General features: G+C 39.4%; 19 protein-coding genes. 7 read left to right on the forward strand and 12 right to left on the reverse strand.

What is annotated here, in order from left to right:
* Positions 1 to 3: 3 nt before the first annotated feature.
* The 8 genes from MORIYA_RS04165 to fabV all read right to left on the reverse strand — a co-directional run bounded on the left by MORIYA_RS04165 (position 4) and on the right by fabV (position 9,351).
* A complete protein-coding gene (locus MORIYA_RS04165; protein ID WP_112712946.1) occupies positions 4 to 1,857 on the reverse strand; it encodes a sugar transferase in 1,854 nt (617 codons plus the stop codon).
* A gap of 2 nt (positions 1,858 to 1,859) precedes the next feature.
* Positions 1,860 to 2,921, reverse strand: a complete 1,062-nt coding sequence (locus MORIYA_RS04170; RefSeq protein ID WP_112712948.1) for a glycosyltransferase — start codon at positions 2,919 to 2,921, stop codon at positions 1,860 to 1,862.
* The gene (locus MORIYA_RS04175; RefSeq protein ID WP_232011505.1) at positions 2,905 to 4,329 is read right to left on the reverse strand and encodes a capsule biosynthesis protein; all 1,425 of its coding nucleotides are present in this window, start codon (positions 4,327 to 4,329) and stop codon (positions 2,905 to 2,907) included. The genes MORIYA_RS04170 and MORIYA_RS04175 overlap by 17 nt, the downstream gene beginning before the upstream one ends.
* Before the next feature lie 47 nt (positions 4,330 to 4,376).
* The gene (locus MORIYA_RS04180) at positions 4,377 to 4,859 is read right to left on the reverse strand and encodes a hypothetical protein (RefSeq protein ID WP_112712952.1); all 483 of its coding nucleotides are present in this window, start codon (positions 4,857 to 4,859) and stop codon (positions 4,377 to 4,379) included.
* A gap of 48 nt (positions 4,860 to 4,907) precedes the next feature.
* Positions 4,908 to 6,092 carry a glycosyltransferase family protein gene (locus tag MORIYA_RS04185; protein WP_112712954.1) on the reverse strand — a complete coding sequence of 395 codons (1,185 nt, stop codon included), beginning with the start codon at positions 6,090 to 6,092 and terminating at the stop codon, positions 4,908 to 4,910.
* Complete coding sequence (locus tag MORIYA_RS04190; RefSeq protein ID WP_197713413.1) at positions 6,089 to 6,787, reverse strand: acyltransferase; 699 nt, start codon at positions 6,785 to 6,787, stop codon at positions 6,089 to 6,091. Before MORIYA_RS04190 ends, MORIYA_RS04185 begins: the two co-directional genes overlap by 4 nt.
* A 406-nt stretch (positions 6,788 to 7,193) precedes the next feature.
* The gene (locus tag MORIYA_RS04195) at positions 7,194 to 7,955 is read right to left on the reverse strand and encodes a Nif3-like dinuclear metal center hexameric protein (protein ID WP_112712958.1); all 762 of its coding nucleotides are present in this window, start codon (positions 7,953 to 7,955) and stop codon (positions 7,194 to 7,196) included.
* A gap of 190 nt (positions 7,956 to 8,145) precedes the next feature.
* A complete protein-coding gene (gene fabV / locus MORIYA_RS04200) occupies positions 8,146 to 9,351 on the reverse strand; it encodes an enoyl-ACP reductase FabV (protein ID WP_112718428.1) in 1,206 nt (401 codons plus the stop codon).
* Between the two features lie 278 nt (positions 9,352 to 9,629).
* On the opposite strand from fabV, the gene MORIYA_RS04205 reads away from it, so the two are divergent.
* From MORIYA_RS04205 to MORIYA_RS04225, 5 genes are all read left to right on the forward strand, one after another.
* Entirely contained in the window at positions 9,630 to 10,286 is a 657-nt protein-coding gene (locus tag MORIYA_RS04205) for a pyrimidine 5'-nucleotidase (protein ID WP_112712960.1), read from the forward strand.
* Positions 10,287 to 10,440: 154 nt separating this feature from the next.
* The gene (locus MORIYA_RS04210; RefSeq protein WP_112712962.1) at positions 10,441 to 12,879 is read left to right on the forward strand and encodes a YgiQ family radical SAM protein; all 2,439 of its coding nucleotides are present in this window, start codon (positions 10,441 to 10,443) and stop codon (positions 12,877 to 12,879) included.
* 234 nt (positions 12,880 to 13,113) lie between these two features.
* A complete protein-coding gene (locus MORIYA_RS04215; RefSeq protein WP_232011506.1) occupies positions 13,114 to 13,632 on the forward strand; it encodes an aminoacyl-tRNA deacylase in 519 nt (172 codons plus the stop codon).
* A 45-nt stretch (positions 13,633 to 13,677) separates the two neighbouring features.
* Complete coding sequence (locus MORIYA_RS04220) at positions 13,678 to 13,959, forward strand: hypothetical protein (protein ID WP_112712964.1); 282 nt, start codon at positions 13,678 to 13,680, stop codon at positions 13,957 to 13,959.
* Positions 13,960 to 13,985: 26 nt separating this feature from the next.
* Positions 13,986 to 14,510: a YbaK/EbsC family protein gene (locus MORIYA_RS04225; RefSeq protein ID WP_112712966.1), complete on the forward strand. Its 525-nt coding sequence runs from the start codon at positions 13,986 to 13,988 to the stop codon at positions 14,508 to 14,510.
* Between the two features lie 122 nt (positions 14,511 to 14,632).
* On the opposite strand, the gene mog is transcribed toward MORIYA_RS04225, so the two are convergent.
* Positions 14,633 to 15,166, reverse strand: coding sequence for a molybdopterin adenylyltransferase (mog, locus tag MORIYA_RS04230; protein ID WP_112712968.1), 534 nt, complete (start codon positions 15,164 to 15,166; stop codon positions 14,633 to 14,635).
* A gap of 246 nt (positions 15,167 to 15,412) precedes the next feature.
* Between mog and dcuC the strand changes: the two genes are divergently transcribed.
* Both dcuC and MORIYA_RS04240 read left to right on the forward strand, forming a co-directional pair.
* Entirely contained in the window at positions 15,413 to 16,780 is a 1,368-nt protein-coding gene (gene dcuC, locus MORIYA_RS04235; RefSeq protein ID WP_112712970.1) for an anaerobic C4-dicarboxylate transporter DcuC, read from the forward strand.
* A gap of 150 nt (positions 16,781 to 16,930) precedes the next feature.
* Positions 16,931 to 17,596, forward strand: a complete 666-nt coding sequence (locus MORIYA_RS04240) for an HAD family hydrolase (protein WP_112712972.1) — start codon at positions 16,931 to 16,933, stop codon at positions 17,594 to 17,596.
* A 157-nt stretch (positions 17,597 to 17,753) separates the two neighbouring features.
* Here MORIYA_RS04240 and MORIYA_RS04245 read toward each other — a convergent pair whose 3' ends face one another.
* The 3 genes from MORIYA_RS04245 to MORIYA_RS04255 all read right to left on the reverse strand — a co-directional run bounded on the left by MORIYA_RS04245 (position 17,754) and on the right by MORIYA_RS04255 (position 20,131).
* On the reverse strand, positions 17,754 to 18,047 hold the full coding sequence (locus MORIYA_RS04245; protein WP_112712974.1) for a hypothetical protein: 294 nt from the start codon (positions 18,045 to 18,047) through the stop codon (positions 17,754 to 17,756).
* A 230-nt stretch (positions 18,048 to 18,277) separates the two neighbouring features.
* Positions 18,278 to 19,435, reverse strand: a complete 1,158-nt coding sequence (locus tag MORIYA_RS04250; RefSeq protein WP_112712976.1) for an iron-containing alcohol dehydrogenase — start codon at positions 19,433 to 19,435, stop codon at positions 18,278 to 18,280.
* Between the two features lie 15 nt (positions 19,436 to 19,450).
* Positions 19,451 to 20,131, reverse strand: a complete 681-nt coding sequence (locus tag MORIYA_RS04255) for a type 1 glutamine amidotransferase domain-containing protein (protein ID WP_112718432.1) — start codon at positions 20,129 to 20,131, stop codon at positions 19,451 to 19,453.
* Between the last annotated feature and the right edge of the window lie 137 nt (positions 20,132 to 20,268).

Consider the following 20,268-nt stretch of genomic DNA (forward strand, 5'->3'; position numbering starts at 1 on the left):
CTATTAATTACCTTTAAGCGTCACCATCGTTAAAAAGGTTCTTAATATGATCATCACATCTGCTTTGAGCCAACGCGTAAAACTCGTGAGGCTTAGAGCATATGTATGATCCCAATACAGTTTATTTTGAACATCTTCTAAACATGTATCTGCACCTTGATATATTTGAGCTAAGCCTGTGATACCAGGCCTAACACCGTTTGTACGCTCTAAATAATAAGGGATTTTCTCTTCTAATTTACCACAAAATACGGGCCGTTCCGGTCTTGGCCCTACGATCGCCATATCTCCTAACAACACATTAATCAATTGCGGTAATTCGTCAATGCGCGTTTTACGTAAAAATCGCCCTACCGATGTCACTCTTGAGTCTTGTTTCTGCGCCCATACAGGACCCGATTTGGACTCACACTCCACGCCCATGGTCCTAAATTTTATCAGCATAAACACTTCCACATAGTCATTTCGAATTTCACCCACCCTAAGCTGACGATAAAAAATCGGTCCTTTTGAGTTTAATTTAATCGCCAGCGCAATAAATGGCACCATAGGAATGAACATAGCCAGCGCAACGATTGATATAACAATATCTGAAAAACGCTTAGGTATAACCACACTTTTCTTCTGAAAATCAGATGTTGCTTGTGCGGTATTAATCTTGATCCACGTACCACGATCTAAACCAAAAATGTAGCGGATGCCACCATAAAAACTCGCCATGTACCCAACAGCTATATAATATAAAGATGCCCAAGGTTGTTTCACTGGTGCTGCATCAAACAATAATCCCAGCGCAGAGCCACCATAAAGGCAGCATTGCCCTAGCCACAAAAACCAAGCGGTATTGGCAATAATCGTTGCATTGCTATTTGTTAACAAAGCAGTAAATACAAATAAAGCTAATAAGTTAAAGGGCATTAACGTGCGTAAAAATTTACCACTGAAAAAATTAAAACCAGTCAAACCGTGTTGAAATGAAAACAAACCGCGTAATCTTAATACTTGTTGCAGATTGCCAGCACCAATACGTGTGCGACGAGAAAAATCACTAGCTTCATTGGTTGCTTCCATCTCAATAATCGAAATACGTTCATCCAATACCGCGCGATAACCACGGCTAACTAGCAACATTGGAAAAACAAAATCATCATTAATGGTATCAACTGGGATCTCTTCGAACAATGATGCTTTAATCGCATATAAAGCACCAGGGGGGCCAATAATAGAACCTGTAATACTCTCTGCTCGACGAATATTACGTTGATAGTTCCAATAATGTGCCTCGCCTTTAGATCCATGATCATAAAGTTGGTAATCCCCGGTGACAACAGCCACCCCTTTTTCGGCCATGCGATATGCAAATATTTGCATGGCATCAATCGAAATTAATGCACTCACATCACTTAATACTAAAATATCTGATGTCAACTTATAGCGCATCAACAACTTATTTATAACATGCACCTTACCGTAATTATCTTCAGTAATATCTAATTCAAGATTTACATTATGTAATTGATATTGTTTTAAATATCCCTTCGCAATAGCAACTGAATCATCAGTGCAACCATCAAAACCGAGCACCACATTGAGCTTATTTTCTGGGTAATCCAGCATTAATAAGTTGCTGAGTTTTGCGCCTAAATGTTTAGCTTCGTTAAAAACCGGCATCACAATAGTGATAATAGGAAGAACACGGTCTACATCGTTGGATATGTAATTCCGAGATTTAAATGTATCTACCCTGCCGTCGGCAGGCCGTGATTTTGCATAGTACTGCAAAAACTTCGGATAAACCCAATGATGATAGATAAATAAATTGATCGATACGATAGAGCCAAACAGAAGCCAATCCATAGCTACTCCTTAATTAATTGATTATAGGCTTTAATCATCATTCTTATATCAAAGTGCTTAGTAATGAAATTACGTGGTAAATGCTCAGAGCTACGTTTCATCTGTGCTTTAATCGCAACGTGAAATTCATTAACCGTATTTAGTTTAATTAAATGCCCCGTTTGTTTGCATACACCTTCATGCACGGCTCCCACATCACTACAGACAACCGGCACATTACAAGATTGCGCTTCTAAAATTGACAGCGGTAGTCCCTCATTAGATGAGGTTAATACAAATAAATCCAATTGATGATAAAATCCAACCATATCATCTGTATAACCAATAAATTTAACTTTAGTTGATAGGTCTAATTCCTGCACTAAATTGGTCAGGTTTTGCTTTTCAGGGCCATCTCCAGCAATATACAACTCAACATTAGGTATATCAGCAACCGCTTTAATCAAAATATCTAATGATTTTTCCGTTACTAATCTTGCTGCACAGCCAATTCTGAACACCCTTGCTCTGTATTTATAACGCTTGTGGTTTAAACTCGGAGAAAATTTTTCGGTATCTATGCCATTTAAAATCGTCACAGGGGCTACACTTCGACCTAGTACTTGTGATAACTGTATTCCAACAGTCTCAGCGTCTGCGACTAAGGTAATATGATTCAATCGCAACATTAATTTTGTCATCTGTAACTGTTTATTATCAAGCAAGTGCCACGTATCATGCTCTGTATGTATGTGCTGTATATTTGTTAATCTTAAGGTTGCCATTACACCATAAAGTAACGGTCCGATATGATGCGTATGTATAATATTGGTATCCAATGACATTAATACTTTACGTAAGCGCCTTACGGTTACCAGTTTAAATCCAGGCTGTTTGTCCAAAAATATTAACCGCTCTTGATAACGTTTCAATATCGGCCAGTGAGCCAAACAAACTGACTTTTCACCTTCAAGAGCAACGATATACACCTCGATATTAGATTCTTGTAAGCGCATGATATCAAAAACCAATTTTTCTATACCACCGGGTTTTAGATGCTGGATTATTTCAACCATTATTTTCATTTTCGCTATCCTTTTCATAATCAATCGAAGGTAATCGCGCGAGGATATTTATATTATCAAATGCATTGACATTTCTGATATGCCATAGAGTATCGTCTAATAATTCAGCTGCCACAGTCAGACTAATACCACACCCAATGCCACCAATAAGGCCCATAACGATATACAGAGATAAAGACAAATTTGTGGGATAACCGGGAGTAAAAGGAATGTCGATCACTTTGATTTTTTCAGGTTCTTCATGCCGACCTAACTCACCAGTGACTTTAGCCATTTCATGACGATTTAGCAGATCGTGATACAATTTTGTATTCACAATCAAATCACGCTCTAGGGCACTAAGCTCTTTAGCAACATCGGCCTCCATTGCAACGTTACTCGTTAAACGCTTAGATTGTTGGTGCAACATTGCAATTTCATTTTCCAATTGAATGACGCGTGATTGTGACGTTTGCAGGTTTTCTAACTGAGACAGTAATAATGATGGGGCTTTACCCTCACCATCACCGCCGTCAAGTACAGAAGCAAGATTCCATAACTGGTTTAGCTGTTCGTCAGTAAATTTAACATTTTTACTGAGTAATTTTTTTTGTTCGTTTTTAAGATTTTTTAACAGTAATTCAACGGATTGTACTTTAGAATGTTTACGGGTATAGCTCGCTTTTAATAATGATAATTTTGCTTCTGCTGATACTATTTGTTCTTCGACAATACCGATTACGGGATTAGTTTGAGCCAACTTCAACTTCAAACTGTTCAACTGTCCGTAAGCTCCTGATAATTCAATATCTTTACCTCTAATTGCACTATGAATCGAAAACAATGTCTGGTTGTTTTGAATAAATAACTCAGGTAAAACACCGAGATGTTGGCGACGGAAGGCGGCCATTTTTTCTTCTGCTGCGACTAATTTGTCACGCCTCAACTCTAACTGTGTAAGTAAAAATTTCTCCGATGAAATGATTGACGCACGACTCGGCGCCATTAAACTATCAATGAACAATTGACTAACAGAATTTAAAATCAACTTCATTTGTCCTGGAATATCCCAAGTTAGCGTTATTATAACCAAGTCTGCACCAGACAGTTTTAATGTAATCGCGCCTGAAAGCTTTTTAACAATCAAATCTCTTTCGCGATAATCACTGTTTTTATCTATGAGGCCATTTTGTTCTGCCACGGTAAATAATATATGTCGACTATGTACCAAAACCCGTAATGCAACCATGCGGTCTTCAAGGTTAAAAGACACGGATAAGTCTTCCAAAAATGGATTTAGCAATGAACTTTCCTGAACCAAAATAGATGTATGTGAACCGTATCGTTTTGGTGTCATCATGCTAATTAATGACGCAATAAACACCGCTAATATAATAGAGATCCCAAGGTAATATCGCCGACGCCACATTATCTCGATAAACCTATAAATATTTCCCCAAATAATGGTACCCATATTTACAACCTAGCATTGTCGAACAAGTCGATTGCTTCATTTGTTATTAGTCTATTATTGTTAATTAACTTTTCTTCAATCAGCACTGAATCAATGGGTAACAGTGGATCAAAGGTAATCTGAATAACCTCTTGATTTTCTGTGAGCGATTGTACTACGGACTGCACACGTTGATGGCCGATAGATAACGATGCGTAATCACTCTCTGCTTTCGCTTTCCCATAGCTAATAATAGCGCCGTGCTGCCAATCGTAGAGATAAAGCAACCGGTTACGTTGACTTTTCGTCAGTCTCACTTGCTTATATGCAAACACAAAGTTTAATTTTCTAGGTTGCACGACTGGTTTATCAGGCGGCGATATGAGTGTAATTCCGGACACTTGGATAGAGACAGCCGCTGGTGGCGTTGCACATCCGTGAAGCAATACAAACGGAATGATCAGCAATTGAAGTCGAGTACATTTATAATGAATCAATCCTTTCATATTCCCCCCCCTACACACTACTCTTAATGTGACACACTACTCTTGATGCTACAGTCTGTTTTTAATGGCCAGTTTTTCGGTCAGTAGCCTCGTAACAAGGTCACAACGAGCTTGCCAAGTTGCAGATTCAACCATTTTTCGGGACCGAGCTGTTAATTTCTCCAATTTATTATTTGGCAATAACAGCGCAATATTTAATTGTTCTAACATGTGATATTTATCATCAGCTACATAAATACAGTCCCTAAACGGCAACACGGCAGGATATTTAGTACTAATAATAGGATGCCCAATAGCGAGGTATTCTCTCAATTTTAAAGGGTTACATGCACGTATTTGTTCATTATCTACAAATGGAATAAGTGATACTTGCCAATTAGCCGCGTATTGAATAAGTTGCTCGTGAGGCATATCAGGCAAATGAATAATGTTGTTATACTCGAATAGTTCACAATCAGTTATTTCAATTCTGCCAATAAATAAAAACGTTACATCTGGCCGTGATAGCGCAAGAAATCTAATTAATTCAAAATCTAACCAACTGGTAATACTGCCATAATAACCAACAACCAGATCCGATTTAGGGTAATTGTAAGGACGTTTACACACTGACGAAAAATGTTTTAAATCAACACCATGTAGTAATAAGTATGTTTTCTCCTGAGGCAGGTGTCGCGCTATATTTTCACTCGCGACAAAGATGATATCCGCTTTTTTAACTAACTCGGTTTCTTCAAAACTGACTTGCTTATGATCAACACCGTTTAATGCGCTAAAATCATCTCCCGCATAATAAACAACGATATCTTCTTCTAATGTGCCAATAACACAGCGACCCGTCGGCAATGATAGCCACAATATTCTTGGTACCTTGCCTTTAATTTTATGCTTAGCAAGTAACGCGCGTGTTTGGTAAGTTAGTAGCAAGCGATTAATCACATAAGCTATATAACTACCAGGCCAAGGAATGGCAACAGGCGCAAGAATGCCCAAAGGTTGTTTTCCCGTATCTTGCTGAGTATTACCCTGATTAAAATCATTATTTGTGGCATTTTTTAACTGTTTGAACTTCTCGATGATACGTTTACCATCTGTCCATTTGGGTCGTCTTAAACCAATTGAGTTAACCCAATACACGTAATGTTGATTAGTCATACATTTCATTAAATGCTGCGTACTGCTCGGATGACGCCCCCAATCTTCACCAAATACAATCCATTGTGCATTTTTCATAGTGATTTTATGACCTTCGCTGGAGTGCCTCCTGCAAGAACACCTGCAGGTAAATCTCGTGTCACGATACTACCAGCAGCAACAATAGTACCTTCTCCGATAGTCACTCCAGCCATGACACTGACACCCGTAGCAAGCCAAACATCTCGCTTTAGAATAATATCACCGGCTTGCGAATCAAGATCTGGCAATCCATCTGCACGCGCTTGCGCATCAATAGGATGGCCGGGGTAGCCGGCAAGAAATACCCGTCCTGCTAACCTTACATTGTCCTCAATAATAATATTGCCACCGACAGCAATATTATTTTGCCAATTGATGTCCACATTATTACCAATGACTAGCCGCGATGCTTTCCCATTCATACTACGGCCACTTAATGTTGATATCCCTGAAATACGACAGTTATCACCCATTTCAATGGTTAAATGCCCTAATACTAATGGCATCCCTGAATACAAATACAAATTACGCGGTCTCGTCAGTAGTCGACTTTTAAATAATGGTGTCCAATAAAAAATTCTAACGGTGTTAGTGAATACTTGGGAGATAAAGAGGTGAACTCTTAATATTAAAGGATGTAAAATAGGAATAACAGGAATTGAAAAATGCATAACCCCACGAGCACAGCGATGACATGTTTTAGCTAGCTTACTTTCATCATGTTTTAACCACAACTTGAATGTACCAAGCATATCCATATCATTACATCCTCTGTAATCGGTTTTCCGTGTAACAAGAATAGACCATATAAAAACAAAGGGTTAAATGTAATCAAATAATCCCCTATAATAAGAATTATTAAATTTAGAAACATCTCAGCCGTTATTAATTAAATTGACTAAGCTAACTATTAATGCAAAGGATTTGTAATTGATAGTTAAGTAGGGCGAAATTGAGTCTTACGCCAAATATTATCGCCAAAAAGCATGTCCAGCGCAGGCATTAGCTTGTGACATCAGAGCAAATATTTTAACCGATTTGAAACTCAGTATTCAGAATACGATAACGTATGAATACTGAGTTTAATAAATACAACAGTAGTTTACTCATACACCATCATACTTTTAACTGTAATGTTTTTATGAACAAGTTTGCTAGTTAAACTGGGTTGTCTATATCAATAAAGGTAACGTCCAGCCCTTTCTCTTGCGCTAACCATTCCCCTAATGCTTTAATACCGTAGCGTTCTGTTGCATGATGACCCGCTGCAAAAAAACTCATACCGGCTTCACGGGCTAAATGAATAGTTTGTTCGGATGCTTCACCACTGATGAATGCATCAATTCCCTGTTCAATTGCTAATTCAATATAACTTTGACCTCCACCGGTACACCAAGCCACCGATTTAATTGGTTTACCCGCATCAACAACCAACGGTGCACGGTTAAGTTGAGTTTCGATACGTTGTGTAAGTTCTGCAGTTGAGATCGATTCTTCGAATTTCCCCACTAAAGCAACACTCGCTTTATCCCATGGTTCTAAACCACGACGTACAGTAATACCAAGTAATTTAGCTAACTCTACGTTATTGCCTAATTCCGGATGTATATCCAACGGTAAATGATAAGCATATAAGTTGATGTCATTTTTAATCAGTGTTTTAATCCGATTGTATTTAATACCCGTGATGGCTGGTGATTCGTTTTTCCAGAAGTAACCATGGTGAACTAAAATTGCATCAGCTTGTTGCGCAACAGCAGCATCGATTAAAGCTTGAGAAGCAGTGACACCCGTGATCACTTTTGTCACCGTGTCTTTACCCTGAACCTGCATACCGTTGACCGTAAAGTCACGTACGCGATGAGGTTGCATAAATTCAGTTAAGATATTTTCAAGTTTTTTATTGTTCAGAGAGGCCATGCCTGCTCCTCATATTTGTGAATGCAGAAGATAAGGCTATAGGTATACGTGAAGTTAAACAATGAAGCAAATATAAAAAACCGCGCGGTTTTAATTAGATGGAAAATCTAATAACACGCGCGGTTTATACAATTACAGTTCAATTTCCGCTACTTTATCGATTAATACTAGCGTTTACTTTAGCGCTAAACTAATCAAGTGTAATAGGTGAAAAATCAACAATTGGATTAACGTCAGCATCATAATCAACGCCTTCGATACCAAAGCCAAATAATGCTAAGAATTCATCTTTGTAATACTGATAATCAGTCGTTTCAAATAAGTTCTCATCTGTCACTTCGTCCCATAACTTCACGCAAGTCGCTTGAATGTCATCACGAAGTTCCCAGTCATCCATGCGTAGACGATTTTCATCGTCTAATTTCGCACTGCTAACACCTTCAGGGTAAAGTGAACCACGGAATAGACGTGAAATTTGCTCTAAACAACCTTCATGTAAACCATGTTCTTTCATTACACGGAATGCCATTGCAATATAAAGCGGCATAACCGGAATTGCAGCACTTGCTTGTGTCACAACACTTTTAAGTACCGCTACGTTTGCACTGCCACCTTTTGCTTTCAAGTCGGCATCAATCGCATGCGCAGCACGATCAAGATCTTGCTTCGCCTTGCCTAATGCGCCATCCCAATAGATAGGCCATGTGATTTCGGTACCAATATAGCTGTAAGCCACGGTTTTACATCCGTCAGCTAATACGCCAGCATCCGATAATGCCGACATCCACAGTTCCCAATCTTCACCACCCATGACGGTAATGGTATCTTGGATCTCTTGCTCTGTTGCAGGTTCAACGCTTGCTTCAAATATTTTGTTTTTATTGGTATCAACCGCTTTCGCAGTATACGTTTCACCAATAGGTTTCAGGCAAGAACGTACAACTTCACCTGTGCTTGGCAACTTTCGTACTGGTGATGCTAATGAATAAACAACAAGGTCAATTTGACCTAGATCTTCTTTAATTAGGTTAATTACAGTTTGTTTTGCTTGGTCAGAGAATGCATCACCATTAATGCTCTTTGCATATAGGCCTTCTTCTGCTGCATATTTTTCAAATGCAGCACTGTTATACCAACCTGCTGTACCTGTCTTCCTCTCTGTTGCCGGTTTTTCGAAAAACACACCAATAGTTGCAGCACCACCACCGAATGCAGCGGTAATACGAGACGAAAGCCCGTAACCACTTGATGAGCCAACTACCAATACACGTTTTGGTGCATTTTCAATCACACCTTGTTCTTTATTATACTGTATCTGTTCTTTAACATTAAAATCACAACCAATAGGATGAGATGTGGTACAGATGAAACCGCGAGTTTTTGGTTTAATTATCATATTATTTTCACAATGTTGAGACACAGTGGATAGAATAAAAGTTTCTGAAAAATTAAGCACCTATTTTTTAACGTTTTTCATCTGGTTGGAGTTCTAGACACAAAAAATAGACGCAATTTAAGCAATACCATGTATTTACTAAGCAAGAGAGCTGGGCATTAACGTGCATTTACACTACTATTCACCCAAATTTCCGTTTGCTTATTCATTCAGATTTATCATCACGCAATAAATGCACTATTAATGCGTTACACCGAGTAAAAATAGAGAAGAATAATATGCAGAAAATAAATCAAGCCAATACTTACTTGTTCGATCTTGATGACACACTTTATTCTCCTAAGCTGGGGATTTTAAAACAAGTGGAGTCACGCATGCATAAATTCATTTCAAATGCATTATCATTACCTCTTCCAGAGGCGACACTTTTATCGAATCAGTATTACAGAGATTACGGCGGGACAGTGACAGGGTTAGTCAAACACCATAATGTTAATCGTGATGATTTCATTCATTATTGCCACGACATCAATATGTCGTCGCTTAAAGCACAGCCAAATTTAGGTCAACAGATTGACCAATTGGCTGGCCGTAAAATGATCTACACAAATTCACCAAAGCATTACGCGACAAAAATCCTGACTGAATTAGCACTTATCGATTGCTTCGATGCTATTTTTTCATTAGAAGACGCTAATTATGAGCTAAAGCCACACAATTCAAGCTATCAAACACTCTGTAATAAACACGCGATTGATAGTCATAACACCGTCTTCTTTGATGACCAATTACGTAACCTAAAACCGGCTAAAACCCTTGGTATGACTACTGTCTGGTTAACTGGTTCAGAGCAAGTTGTTCCTAATCTGGACTACAAAGCCGATTATGAAGCAAATAATTTGACTCAGTTTTTCAATTTGTTACAAGCAAGCTAAATATTTATTGCCATTTTTAATCGCAAAAGACGTTATAAGTGGCTATAATCCGCCCTCAGTAACGGCTGGCTTCTCTTTATAGTATTTTTTCCAGTCGTGACAATAGCCTTCGCAATTAACTTTGCGCACTAAAATTAATACCCAAGAGTACTTTATGCAACAAACTGCCAAAGATCTTTTTTCATATCCAAAATTTAAAAATAGGGTATCAAAACCTGCACCATTTTTGCCCATGACACGTGCAGAAATGGACCAACTCGGCTGGGACAGCTGTGACGTTATTGTTGTTACAGGTGACGCATATGTCGACCACCCAAGTTTTGGTATGGCTATTATTGGCAGAACCTTAGAAGCACAAGGTTTTCGTGTGGGTATTATCTCACAACCAGAGTGGGAAGATGCAGAAGCGTTTAAACAATTAGGCCGTCCAAATCTGTTCTTCGGTGTCACATCGGGCAACATGGACTCTATGATCAACCGCTATACCTCAGATCTTAAGTTACGTCATGACGATGCTTATACTGCAGGTGATATCGGCGGTAAACGACCCGATCGTGCCGTATTAGTCTATACCCAGCGTTGTAAACAAGCCTATAAAGATGTACCCGTTGTGATTGGTGGTATCGAAGCCAGTCTACGTCGTATTGCGCACTATGATTATTGGTCAGACAAAGTTCGTGGTTCAGTATTACCTGATTCAAAAGCGGATATGCTGATTTACGGTAATGCAGAACGTCCATTGATCCAAGTTGCACACCGTCTTGCCAGTGGCGAATCAATTAAAGACATCAAAGATGTTCGTGGTACGTCTGTCATGCTAAAAGAACCACTACCCACTTGGAAAGGTATTGATTCTCGTACATTAGATACACCGGGTAAAATTGAACCTATTATCAGTCCGTACACAGAAATTGATGAAACCTGCTCGAAACAAGACAAAGAAGAGATCATCGATAATTCTGATGCGGATGTAGCGAAACCTATCGTGATGCAAGCGCCTAAGCAAATGCCTTGGTTTGAAACCTATATTCGCCTACCCGATCTAGAAACAGTCAAAAAAGATAAAATGTTATATGCGCATACATCGCGTGTATTCCATCTGGAAACGAACCCTATTTCATCACGTGCCTTGATCCAAAAACACGGCTCACGTGAAGTATGGTTAAATCCACCTGCGGCACCGCTGGCAGAAGGTGAAATGGATGGCATATTTGATTTAGAATATGCGCGAGTTCCACATCCAAGCTATGGCGACCAAAAGATCCCGGCCTATGACATGATCAAAACATCGATTAATATTATGCGCGGTTGTTTTGGTGGTTGCTCTTTCTGCTCGATTACCGAACATGAAGGTCGCGTAATTCAAAGTCGTTCAGAAGATTCTATCGTAAAAGAAATGGAAGCCATTCGCGATAAAGTACCTGGTTTTACCGGTGTTATCTCCGATCTTGGTGGCCCAACAGCAAACATGTACAAATTAGGTTGTATGAGTGAAAAAGCAGAAGCGACGTGTCGCCGCCTGTCTTGTATCTTCCCAACCATTTGTAAGCACATGGACACAGACCATACACCAACAATTAACTTGTATCGTCGCGCACGTAAAGTTCCGGGCATTAAGAAGATCTTAATTGCATCGGGTGTACGTTATGACTTAGCGATTGAAGATCCACGTTATGTAAAAGAATTAGTACAGCATCATGTCGGTGGTTACTTGAAGATTGCCCCTGAGCATACCGAAAAGTCACCGCTTGATATCATGATGAAGCCTGGTATGGGCACATATGATAAGTTTAAAGAAATGTTTGATCGTTTCTCTGCTGAAGCAGGTAAGAAACAGTATCTTATCCCTTATTTCATCTCTGCACATCCCGGTACCAATGATAATGACATGCTGACGTTAGCCTTATGGTTAAAACAGTATAAGTTCAAACTTGATCAAGTACAAAACTTCTACCCTTCACCACTTGCGAATGCAACGGCGGTGTATTACACAGAGCTTAACTCATTACATAAAGTACGTGAAACAGATGAAAAAGTCGTGGTACCAAAAGGTGCGCGTCAACGTCGTCTGCACAAAGCGCTTTTACGTTACCACGATCCAGCTAACTGGCCAATCATTCGCGAATTCCTGCTTAAAACAGGTAACCGTCATCTGATTGGTCGCGGTCCCAAACAGCTAGTACCACCAGAGAGTTTGGCCGAAAAACAAGCACAACGCAGCAATGCGAAACCGCACCTTGGTAAAGGTGGCGCTAATAGTAAGAACAAGCCGAATACCGGTAATAAAGGCGTTAAACAACAACGTGCTCAACCAGGTACTAAGCAGTTCACTAATGCGTTAACTAAACACACAGGTCTTGCTCCACAAGAAGGAGTCGGCATTAACGAACATGGTAATAAAGCTGGTAACAAACCTAACCGTAAAAAACCAGCTGTAGATAACAATAGCAGTGCCAATGGCAGTAAAAATGCGAACGGCAGTGTCAAGGGTGGAGGATTCAATAAACCATCAGGCAGCCGTCCAAGTGGTGCAAATAAGTCCGCCAATAAGGGTGATCAAGGTCAGCAAGCTAAGCGCAGTAACAAACGTTAAGCATTAGCGCGCTTTATTGCCTAACTTAAATAGATAGTTAAATATGTAAATACTAAAGGGTAAAATGTTTATGCATTTTACCCTTTTTTTATTCGCCCTCATCGAGCAATACTTCATCATTTATTTTCCTGAGCTTGTCCGTAGTCCATCATTAAAGTAATTAACAACTATAATTAAAGTTCCTAAACATTCTTGATAAATGTATTAGCGCATTAACCGCTAGGGAGGTTGATTATGCTCATGCGAAAAATCACCCATTATTTAGATCAAGCATATATAAACTACCAAAGTGATCATCACCCAGCTGGTTATACTGCGCAGCATGTTGCTGAATTAAGTAAAACCAGTGGTATGTGTTTTGCCAAAACTGTCATTATTACCGCAGATACAAGACTCGTGATGGTTGTTATGCCTGCCCCTTACACCATTGATTTTGACAATATTGCTTTTTCTATTGGTGCTAGTTACGTCAATTTAGCATATGAACATCAGTTCAGTAGTATGTTTCCCGACTGTGAAACCGGTGCTATGCCGCCTTTTGGTCATTTGTTTAACATGCCAGTTTATATTTCAGACATGTTAATACAGCAAGATGAAATCAGTTTTAATGCAGGTGATCACGCTGAAACGATTAAGATGAAAACGTCAGATTTAGTTGACCTAGTCCGACCAACAATAATCAGCTGTGGCTTTAACAAAGCAGGCAATGGTTATCATCATGAACATGCGAGACAAGGTAAATTAAGGCATTAATAACACGTTAAATATTCCTATTCACCACCAGAGGAACTCTAAATTATGAGGATTAGCGGCGCGTTATTAACCAGTTCAAAAAGTACATTAGCTAAAATAAAAGGTCAATCAAACTGCCAGCAAGAGGTCAATGCACTTGAACCAAACTCTGATGAACAAGCTGTGATAGATATCATCACCGCCAATATAATCCTCACGATTCAATGCGGTGGCATCTCTATGATTGGTGAGCTATACAAAAATGTTGATGTCTATGCCCAAGACGCATCACAACATATCAACATTAATGTAGATAATGTCATTCATAAGGTAATGCGTAATCTATAGATTTAATCATAGTTTTTAGGAGATACATGATGGCCATTGCAATCACATTAAAAGAGTATTTTGAACACGAAAATGTTCACTATGACACGATTAAACATCGCCGAACATTCACCACCCTAGATTCATCTCGCAGCGCTCACCTTCCCGCAGGAAATGTCGCGAAAGCCGTTGTTCTAGAAAGTATAACGGGTGATTATCTTATGGCTTCGCTGCCCGCTAATAGCCGTGTTTCATTGACCTGTGTGAGTCAGATTATGGGGAAATATTATTACTTAGCCAACGAACAGAGATTGCAGGCATTATTTCCTGACTGTGTTAAAGGCGCGATCCCAGCAATGGGCTCTGCATATGATATGAGTATGATTGTTGATGATAGTCTGCTCACTGCCGATTCAGTCTATATTGAATCAGGCGATCACCAAAACTTTCTCAAACTCAGCAATCAGGAATACAGTGATTTAGTTGAGGATATGTCACACGGTGATATACGGGGTAAAACGATGGGGGCCCCGAGGATCTGGGAACGAACAAATATTAACTGGCGTATATGAGCAATCAATAAATAAGCCATGTTTCATCATGTCAGTGAACATACATGGCTTCTATAATTATACCAACCGCATTAACTATACCCATCTCAGCAACTACGCCATGGTATTAAATGAGCGAGCCATTATTTCACTTTTGGTCTGAACGGTTTAATCACCGACTCATCGCATTCAAGGAAAGGACCATTCATTAAATCAATACAATAAGGGATAGCTGGGAATACCGCATCTAAACATTCGCGGATTGATTTAGGTTTACCCGGTAAATTCACAATTAATGTGTCTGCACGTAAACCAGCTGTTTGGCGGGATAGAATTGCTGTTGGAACAAATTTTAACGACTCTGCACGCATTAACTCGCCAAATCCAGGCATCATACGATCACAAACCGCCTCTGTCGCTTCAGGTGTTACATCTCGCTTAGCTGGGCCTGTGCCACCTGTTGTTACAATCAAACTACAGTTTTGCTCATCTGCCATTTTAATTAATGTTGCTTCAATCACATCTTGCTCATCAGGAATCACTTCATAAACAGCTTCCCACTCAGAAGTCAGGTACTCGTTTAATACGTCGATAATGGCTTTACCAGAAAGATCTTCATAAATGCCTGCACTGGCTCTATCACTTACTGTCACAATCCCGATTTTAGCTTTAGTCATGTTTATTCCATATAGCCTATTTAATTAATGCAGCAATTTTAACCGAACTGTTGTGATGTGTAAAATCAACGACTTGATCTGTCTCAAACTATCAGGAGAGAGTTTATTAAATCCTGATATAGATCATGATTAGTGGGGTTAGCTGTCGCGAAACCATCTCTTTGTGGGTACATTCCGCTGTGTACTAAAACATTTTTAAAACGTTAAAATAATGTTTTACATATTTAATACAACAAAGAGGTTTCAATGTTAGAGTTACTCATTGGTTTGGTCGTCACGGTTGGTGTTGGTTACTTCATCGTGAAGGAATACAAAGCCGCGGGTGTATTACTCACCGCTGGTATTACGCTACTAATTATAACCGGATTACTCGGTAAACAAATTCTACCATCTAGCATTGCAAGCACAGGTAACAGCCTGACAGACTCATTAGAGTTTGTTAAGTACATGTTGCAACATCGTGGTGGCGGCTTAGGCATGCAAATTATGTTGCTATGTGGTTTTGCAGCTTACATGACTAAAATTGATGCCAACAATGTTGTCGTTAAGCAATTCTCAAAGCCATTATCATTTATCAAGTCTCCTTATATCTTACTGGTTGCTGCTTATATCGTTGCTTGTTTAATGTCACTGGCAGTAAGCTCTGCGACAGGTCTTGGTGTATTACTCATGGCGACCTTATTCCCAATGATGACGGCAATGGGGATATCCCGACCAGCCGCCGTTGCAGTTTGTGCATCACCTGCAGCGATCATTTTGTCACCAACGTCCGGTGATGTTGTTGTCGCCGCCGAAAAAGCGGGATTGCCGCTGCATGTATTCGCTGTAGAAACAGTACTACCAGTATCAATTAGTGCCATTATTGTGATGGCTGCTGCGGCATTTTTTTGGAATCGTTATTTAGACAAAAAAGAAAATACGCCGATGGTAAAAACAGATATCTCAGAAATAACGGTAACCGCACCAGGATATTATTCAATTCTGCCGTTTTTACCTATCTTAGGTGTATTCATATTTAATGGCTCTACAATTGAAGGGGTGCAACTGGATATCTATACCATCGTGGTTTTTTCTATCTTTATTAGCGCAGTTGTCGACTTCATCACTAAGCGATTTAACGGTAAGGCAACCTTAGAAGACCTAGAATCTTGTTACGAAGGTATGGCTGATGCATTTAAAGGTGTAGTCATGCTATTAGTCGCTGCTGGTGTATTTGCACAGGGCTTAATGTCTATTGGTGCTATTGATAATTTAATCGGTCTAGCTGAGGCCGCTGGTGCTGGTGGATTTGCATTAATGCTGATGTTGACAGGTTTAACTGTTGCGGCAGCAATAGCGACAGGTTCAGGAAACGCACCTTTTTACGCATTTGTTGAACTCGCCCCTACCCTTGCCGCTAAAATGGGTTTAAACCCAGCTTTCTTAATTATTCCTATGCTACAGGCATCGAATCTCGGTCGCACAATATCTCCGGTCTCAGGTGTAATTGTAGCGACCAGTGGCATGGCTAAAATCAGTCCATTTGAAGTGGTTAAACGGACTTCAGTCCCCGTGTTAGCAGGCTTAATAACCGTTATCGGTGGTACTGTGGTACTTGTCCCTATGTATGCTTAGTTTAGTTTCATAAACTCAGTAAAATATTCATTATCTCGATAAGACTTGTTATATACCCAAGTTACTTCAAGATGCTGATTGTGCATTTTTAAGCAGCTTGGGTATACTAAACTCATTAAATACATTGTGGTGTATATAGGATAAACAAAAGTGAATTACCAAGCAGCTATTTTTGATATGGACGGACTACTTCTCGATACAGAGCGTGTATGTAAAGGGATCTTTAAGGAAGCATGTGCATCCTTATCCATTCCTTTCTTAGAGGATGTTTACTTAGATATTATTGGTCGTAACTCTCAAGGCATTGAAAAAGTCATTCGCGCAGGTTATGGCAGAGATTTAGATTACCCCGTACTACATGAAGCGTGGCGCATTCGCTATAACGCAGTCGTTAAACACCACGCGGTCCCAGTCAAAGACGGTGTTGTTGAACTCTTAACGTGGTTAAAAAATAATAACATTCCGACGGCTGTTGCAACATCAACACAACAAGATGTGGCTAAAATAAAATTAAGTCTTGCCGGTTTAGACCACTATTTTGATAACTTAACCACGGGGTGCGAGGTTAAAAATGGTAAACCAGACCCTGAAATTTATTTACTTGCTGCAGACCGCTTAAAAATTCAACCAGAACAATGTTTAGCCTTTGAAGATTCTAATAACGGTGTACGCGCTGCTGTAAGCGCGAATATGCAAACATTCCAAATACCTGATCTTGTCCAACCAACTGCAGAAATATTGACATTAGGTCATACTGTAACCTATTCTTTATCAAACGTTTTAGCTACTTTAAAGAAAAATTCACAAGCAGCATAATATACTTTAAATAACTTGAGTATAAATATCATTTCCACCTCGAGTAACTATTAAAGAGGGAAAGCTGAAGAAAATATCGATGACGCATACCTACCAGCGCTGATTTACTCTAATCTTGGCCTTTGTTAGTTAATCATCTAACAATAGATTTAGCCATCTAGTCAATGAACAAGCTTACAAGCGCCTCTAAAGCACCATGATCAACTAATGTCGCACTACCAACAACAAAAATGATCATACCGGCAATAAAATAACGAACTAAACGATGCATTCCATCATCTAAAATAGCTTCTGGTGAGCTATTGTCAAATTCTACGTCGGATGGCTGCCTATCAGCAAACACTAGGATCTTTTTGTGTTGAAAATACCGATATAAATTAAACCGAGCAATTGCCGCAAACAAAAAACCTGATAACATAATTACGCCCAACATCCACTCTAATTCAGTCATTACCCTTCCTTAAGTATACATCACAACAATTCAATAAAATATATTAAATAATATTATCATTGAGTTATAACATCATTGAATTAAAAAAGTATGACACTGGGGCTAATATATGACTAATCGTCATTTTATAACTAAAAAAAAAGCTGAAATGAATAATCATTCCAGCTTTTACTAATAACATGTTATTTACGACTAGTTAACGATATAAATAAAGTGGTTAAGCGCTGAATTTACAATGCGGTCTCTAGGATTTTACGGCTTACTTCCAAGGTGATATTTTTACGTTCACCGAGTACTACCATGCCGTGTTTCTCTAGTTTTTCAATCAAATTATCAATGTCACCAGCTGTAATACCCACATCAGTAAGGGTTGTAGGGACTTCCATGGCTTTAAAGAAAGCTTCTGTTTTTGCTATCGCTTGATCGATTTTTTCATCTTCGTCAGCAACAGTAATATTCCAAATTCGTTCTGCATATTGCAATAGTTTACTGCGTTTATCCTCACGAAGTACTTTCATTACGGCTGGCAATACGATAGATAAACTACGCGCGTGATCAATGCCATGTGCAGCAGTCAATTCATGGCCAATCATATGCGAGGCCCAATCATGTGGAACACCAGCACCAATAAGGCCGTTTAGCGCCATCGTTGCTGACCACATAATATTACCGCGAACGTCTAAGTCGTCTTTAGTCTCAGGTTTTAATGCTTTTGGCCCTTCTTCGATAAGCGTCAGCAATAATCCTTCAGAAAAACGATCTTGTACTTTCGCGTTGATGCTATACGTCATGTACTGTTCCATAATATGAACAAATGCATCTACAACACCATTACTGATCTGGCGATCAGATAAACTTAAGCTTACCGCCGGATCTAGGATCGCAAAAGTAGGTCGAACAAGCGGACTACCAAATGATAACTTACTACCGTCACGCATAATTACCGCACCACCATTTGACTCAGACCCGGTAGCAGGTAAGGTTAATACCGCTCCCAGAGGTAATGCTTTAGTAACCGATGCACCTTTACTCAAGATATCCCAAGGATCATCACCTTCGAATACCGCTGCTGCCGCAATAAATTTACTGCCATCAACAACCGAACCACCACCAACAGCCAAAATATAATCAACGTCATGTTCGTTAATTACGTCTAATGCTTTAATTAATTGGTCATATGTTGGATTTGGTTCGATACCTGAGAATTCGACCCAATTATGCTTTGACAATGCCGCCACAACCTGATCATAAACGCCATTTGATTTGATCGAACCACCACCATAAGTCACTAACACTTTAGCATCTAATGGGATCTCTTTGCTTATCGCTTTAATTTGATCATCACCAAAGTGAATACGAGTTGAGTTTTGAAACGTGAAATTCAACATGTTTGTTTCCTAGTATTAAGCGTGCGCGATTAATTTTTCCGCTACTAATGCAGAAGACGCTGGGTTTTGACCTGTAATGATCAAGCCATCTTGTACAGCAAACGGGGTCCAATCAGCAACCTTCTGATAGTCACCGCCACGCTTTACAAGCTCATCTTCTAATAAAAATGGTACGATATCAGTCAATTGTACAGCCTCTTCTTCTGTATTTGAAAAACCTGTTACGGCTTTACCCTTAATTACATACTCACCTTCAGGTGTTTTAACATTTAGTAGCGCCGCACTTGCATGACATACCGCTGACACAGGTTTATTATTAGCAATAAAAGCTGCAAGTAAATCAATTGATGTTTGGTTATCCGTTAAATCCCAAAGTGGACCGTGGCCGCCTGGGTAAAATACGGCATCAAAGTCTTGCTCGTTTACATCCACGAGTTTCACTGTTGTCGCCAGTGCTTGCTGTGCGACATCATCAGCATCAAAACGACGAGTTGCATCTGTTTGCATGCTTTCATCGGCACTTTTAGGATCAATCGGTGGCTTACCACCAGCGGGAGAAGCCAGCGTAATATTCATACCAGCATCAAGGAACACATAATAAGGTGCAGCGAGTTCTTCAACCCAAAAACCCGTCTTTTCGCCTGTATTACCTAAATCAGCATGTGATGTTAATACCACTAAAATATTTTTGATCATACTGTTGTTATTCATCATAGTTTCTCTCATTTTAAATTTAGTCAGCAATTTATGTCAAAGCTGTTATGCAACTGTTTATTCATAGTTACTTGGTTTGTTAACAGCGAATAGAAACAGTCTATACCTCAACATTAAAT

The organism is Moritella yayanosii, from assembly GCF_900465055.1.
GTDB classification, from domain to species: Bacteria; Pseudomonadota; Gammaproteobacteria; order Enterobacterales; family Moritellaceae; genus Moritella; species Moritella yayanosii.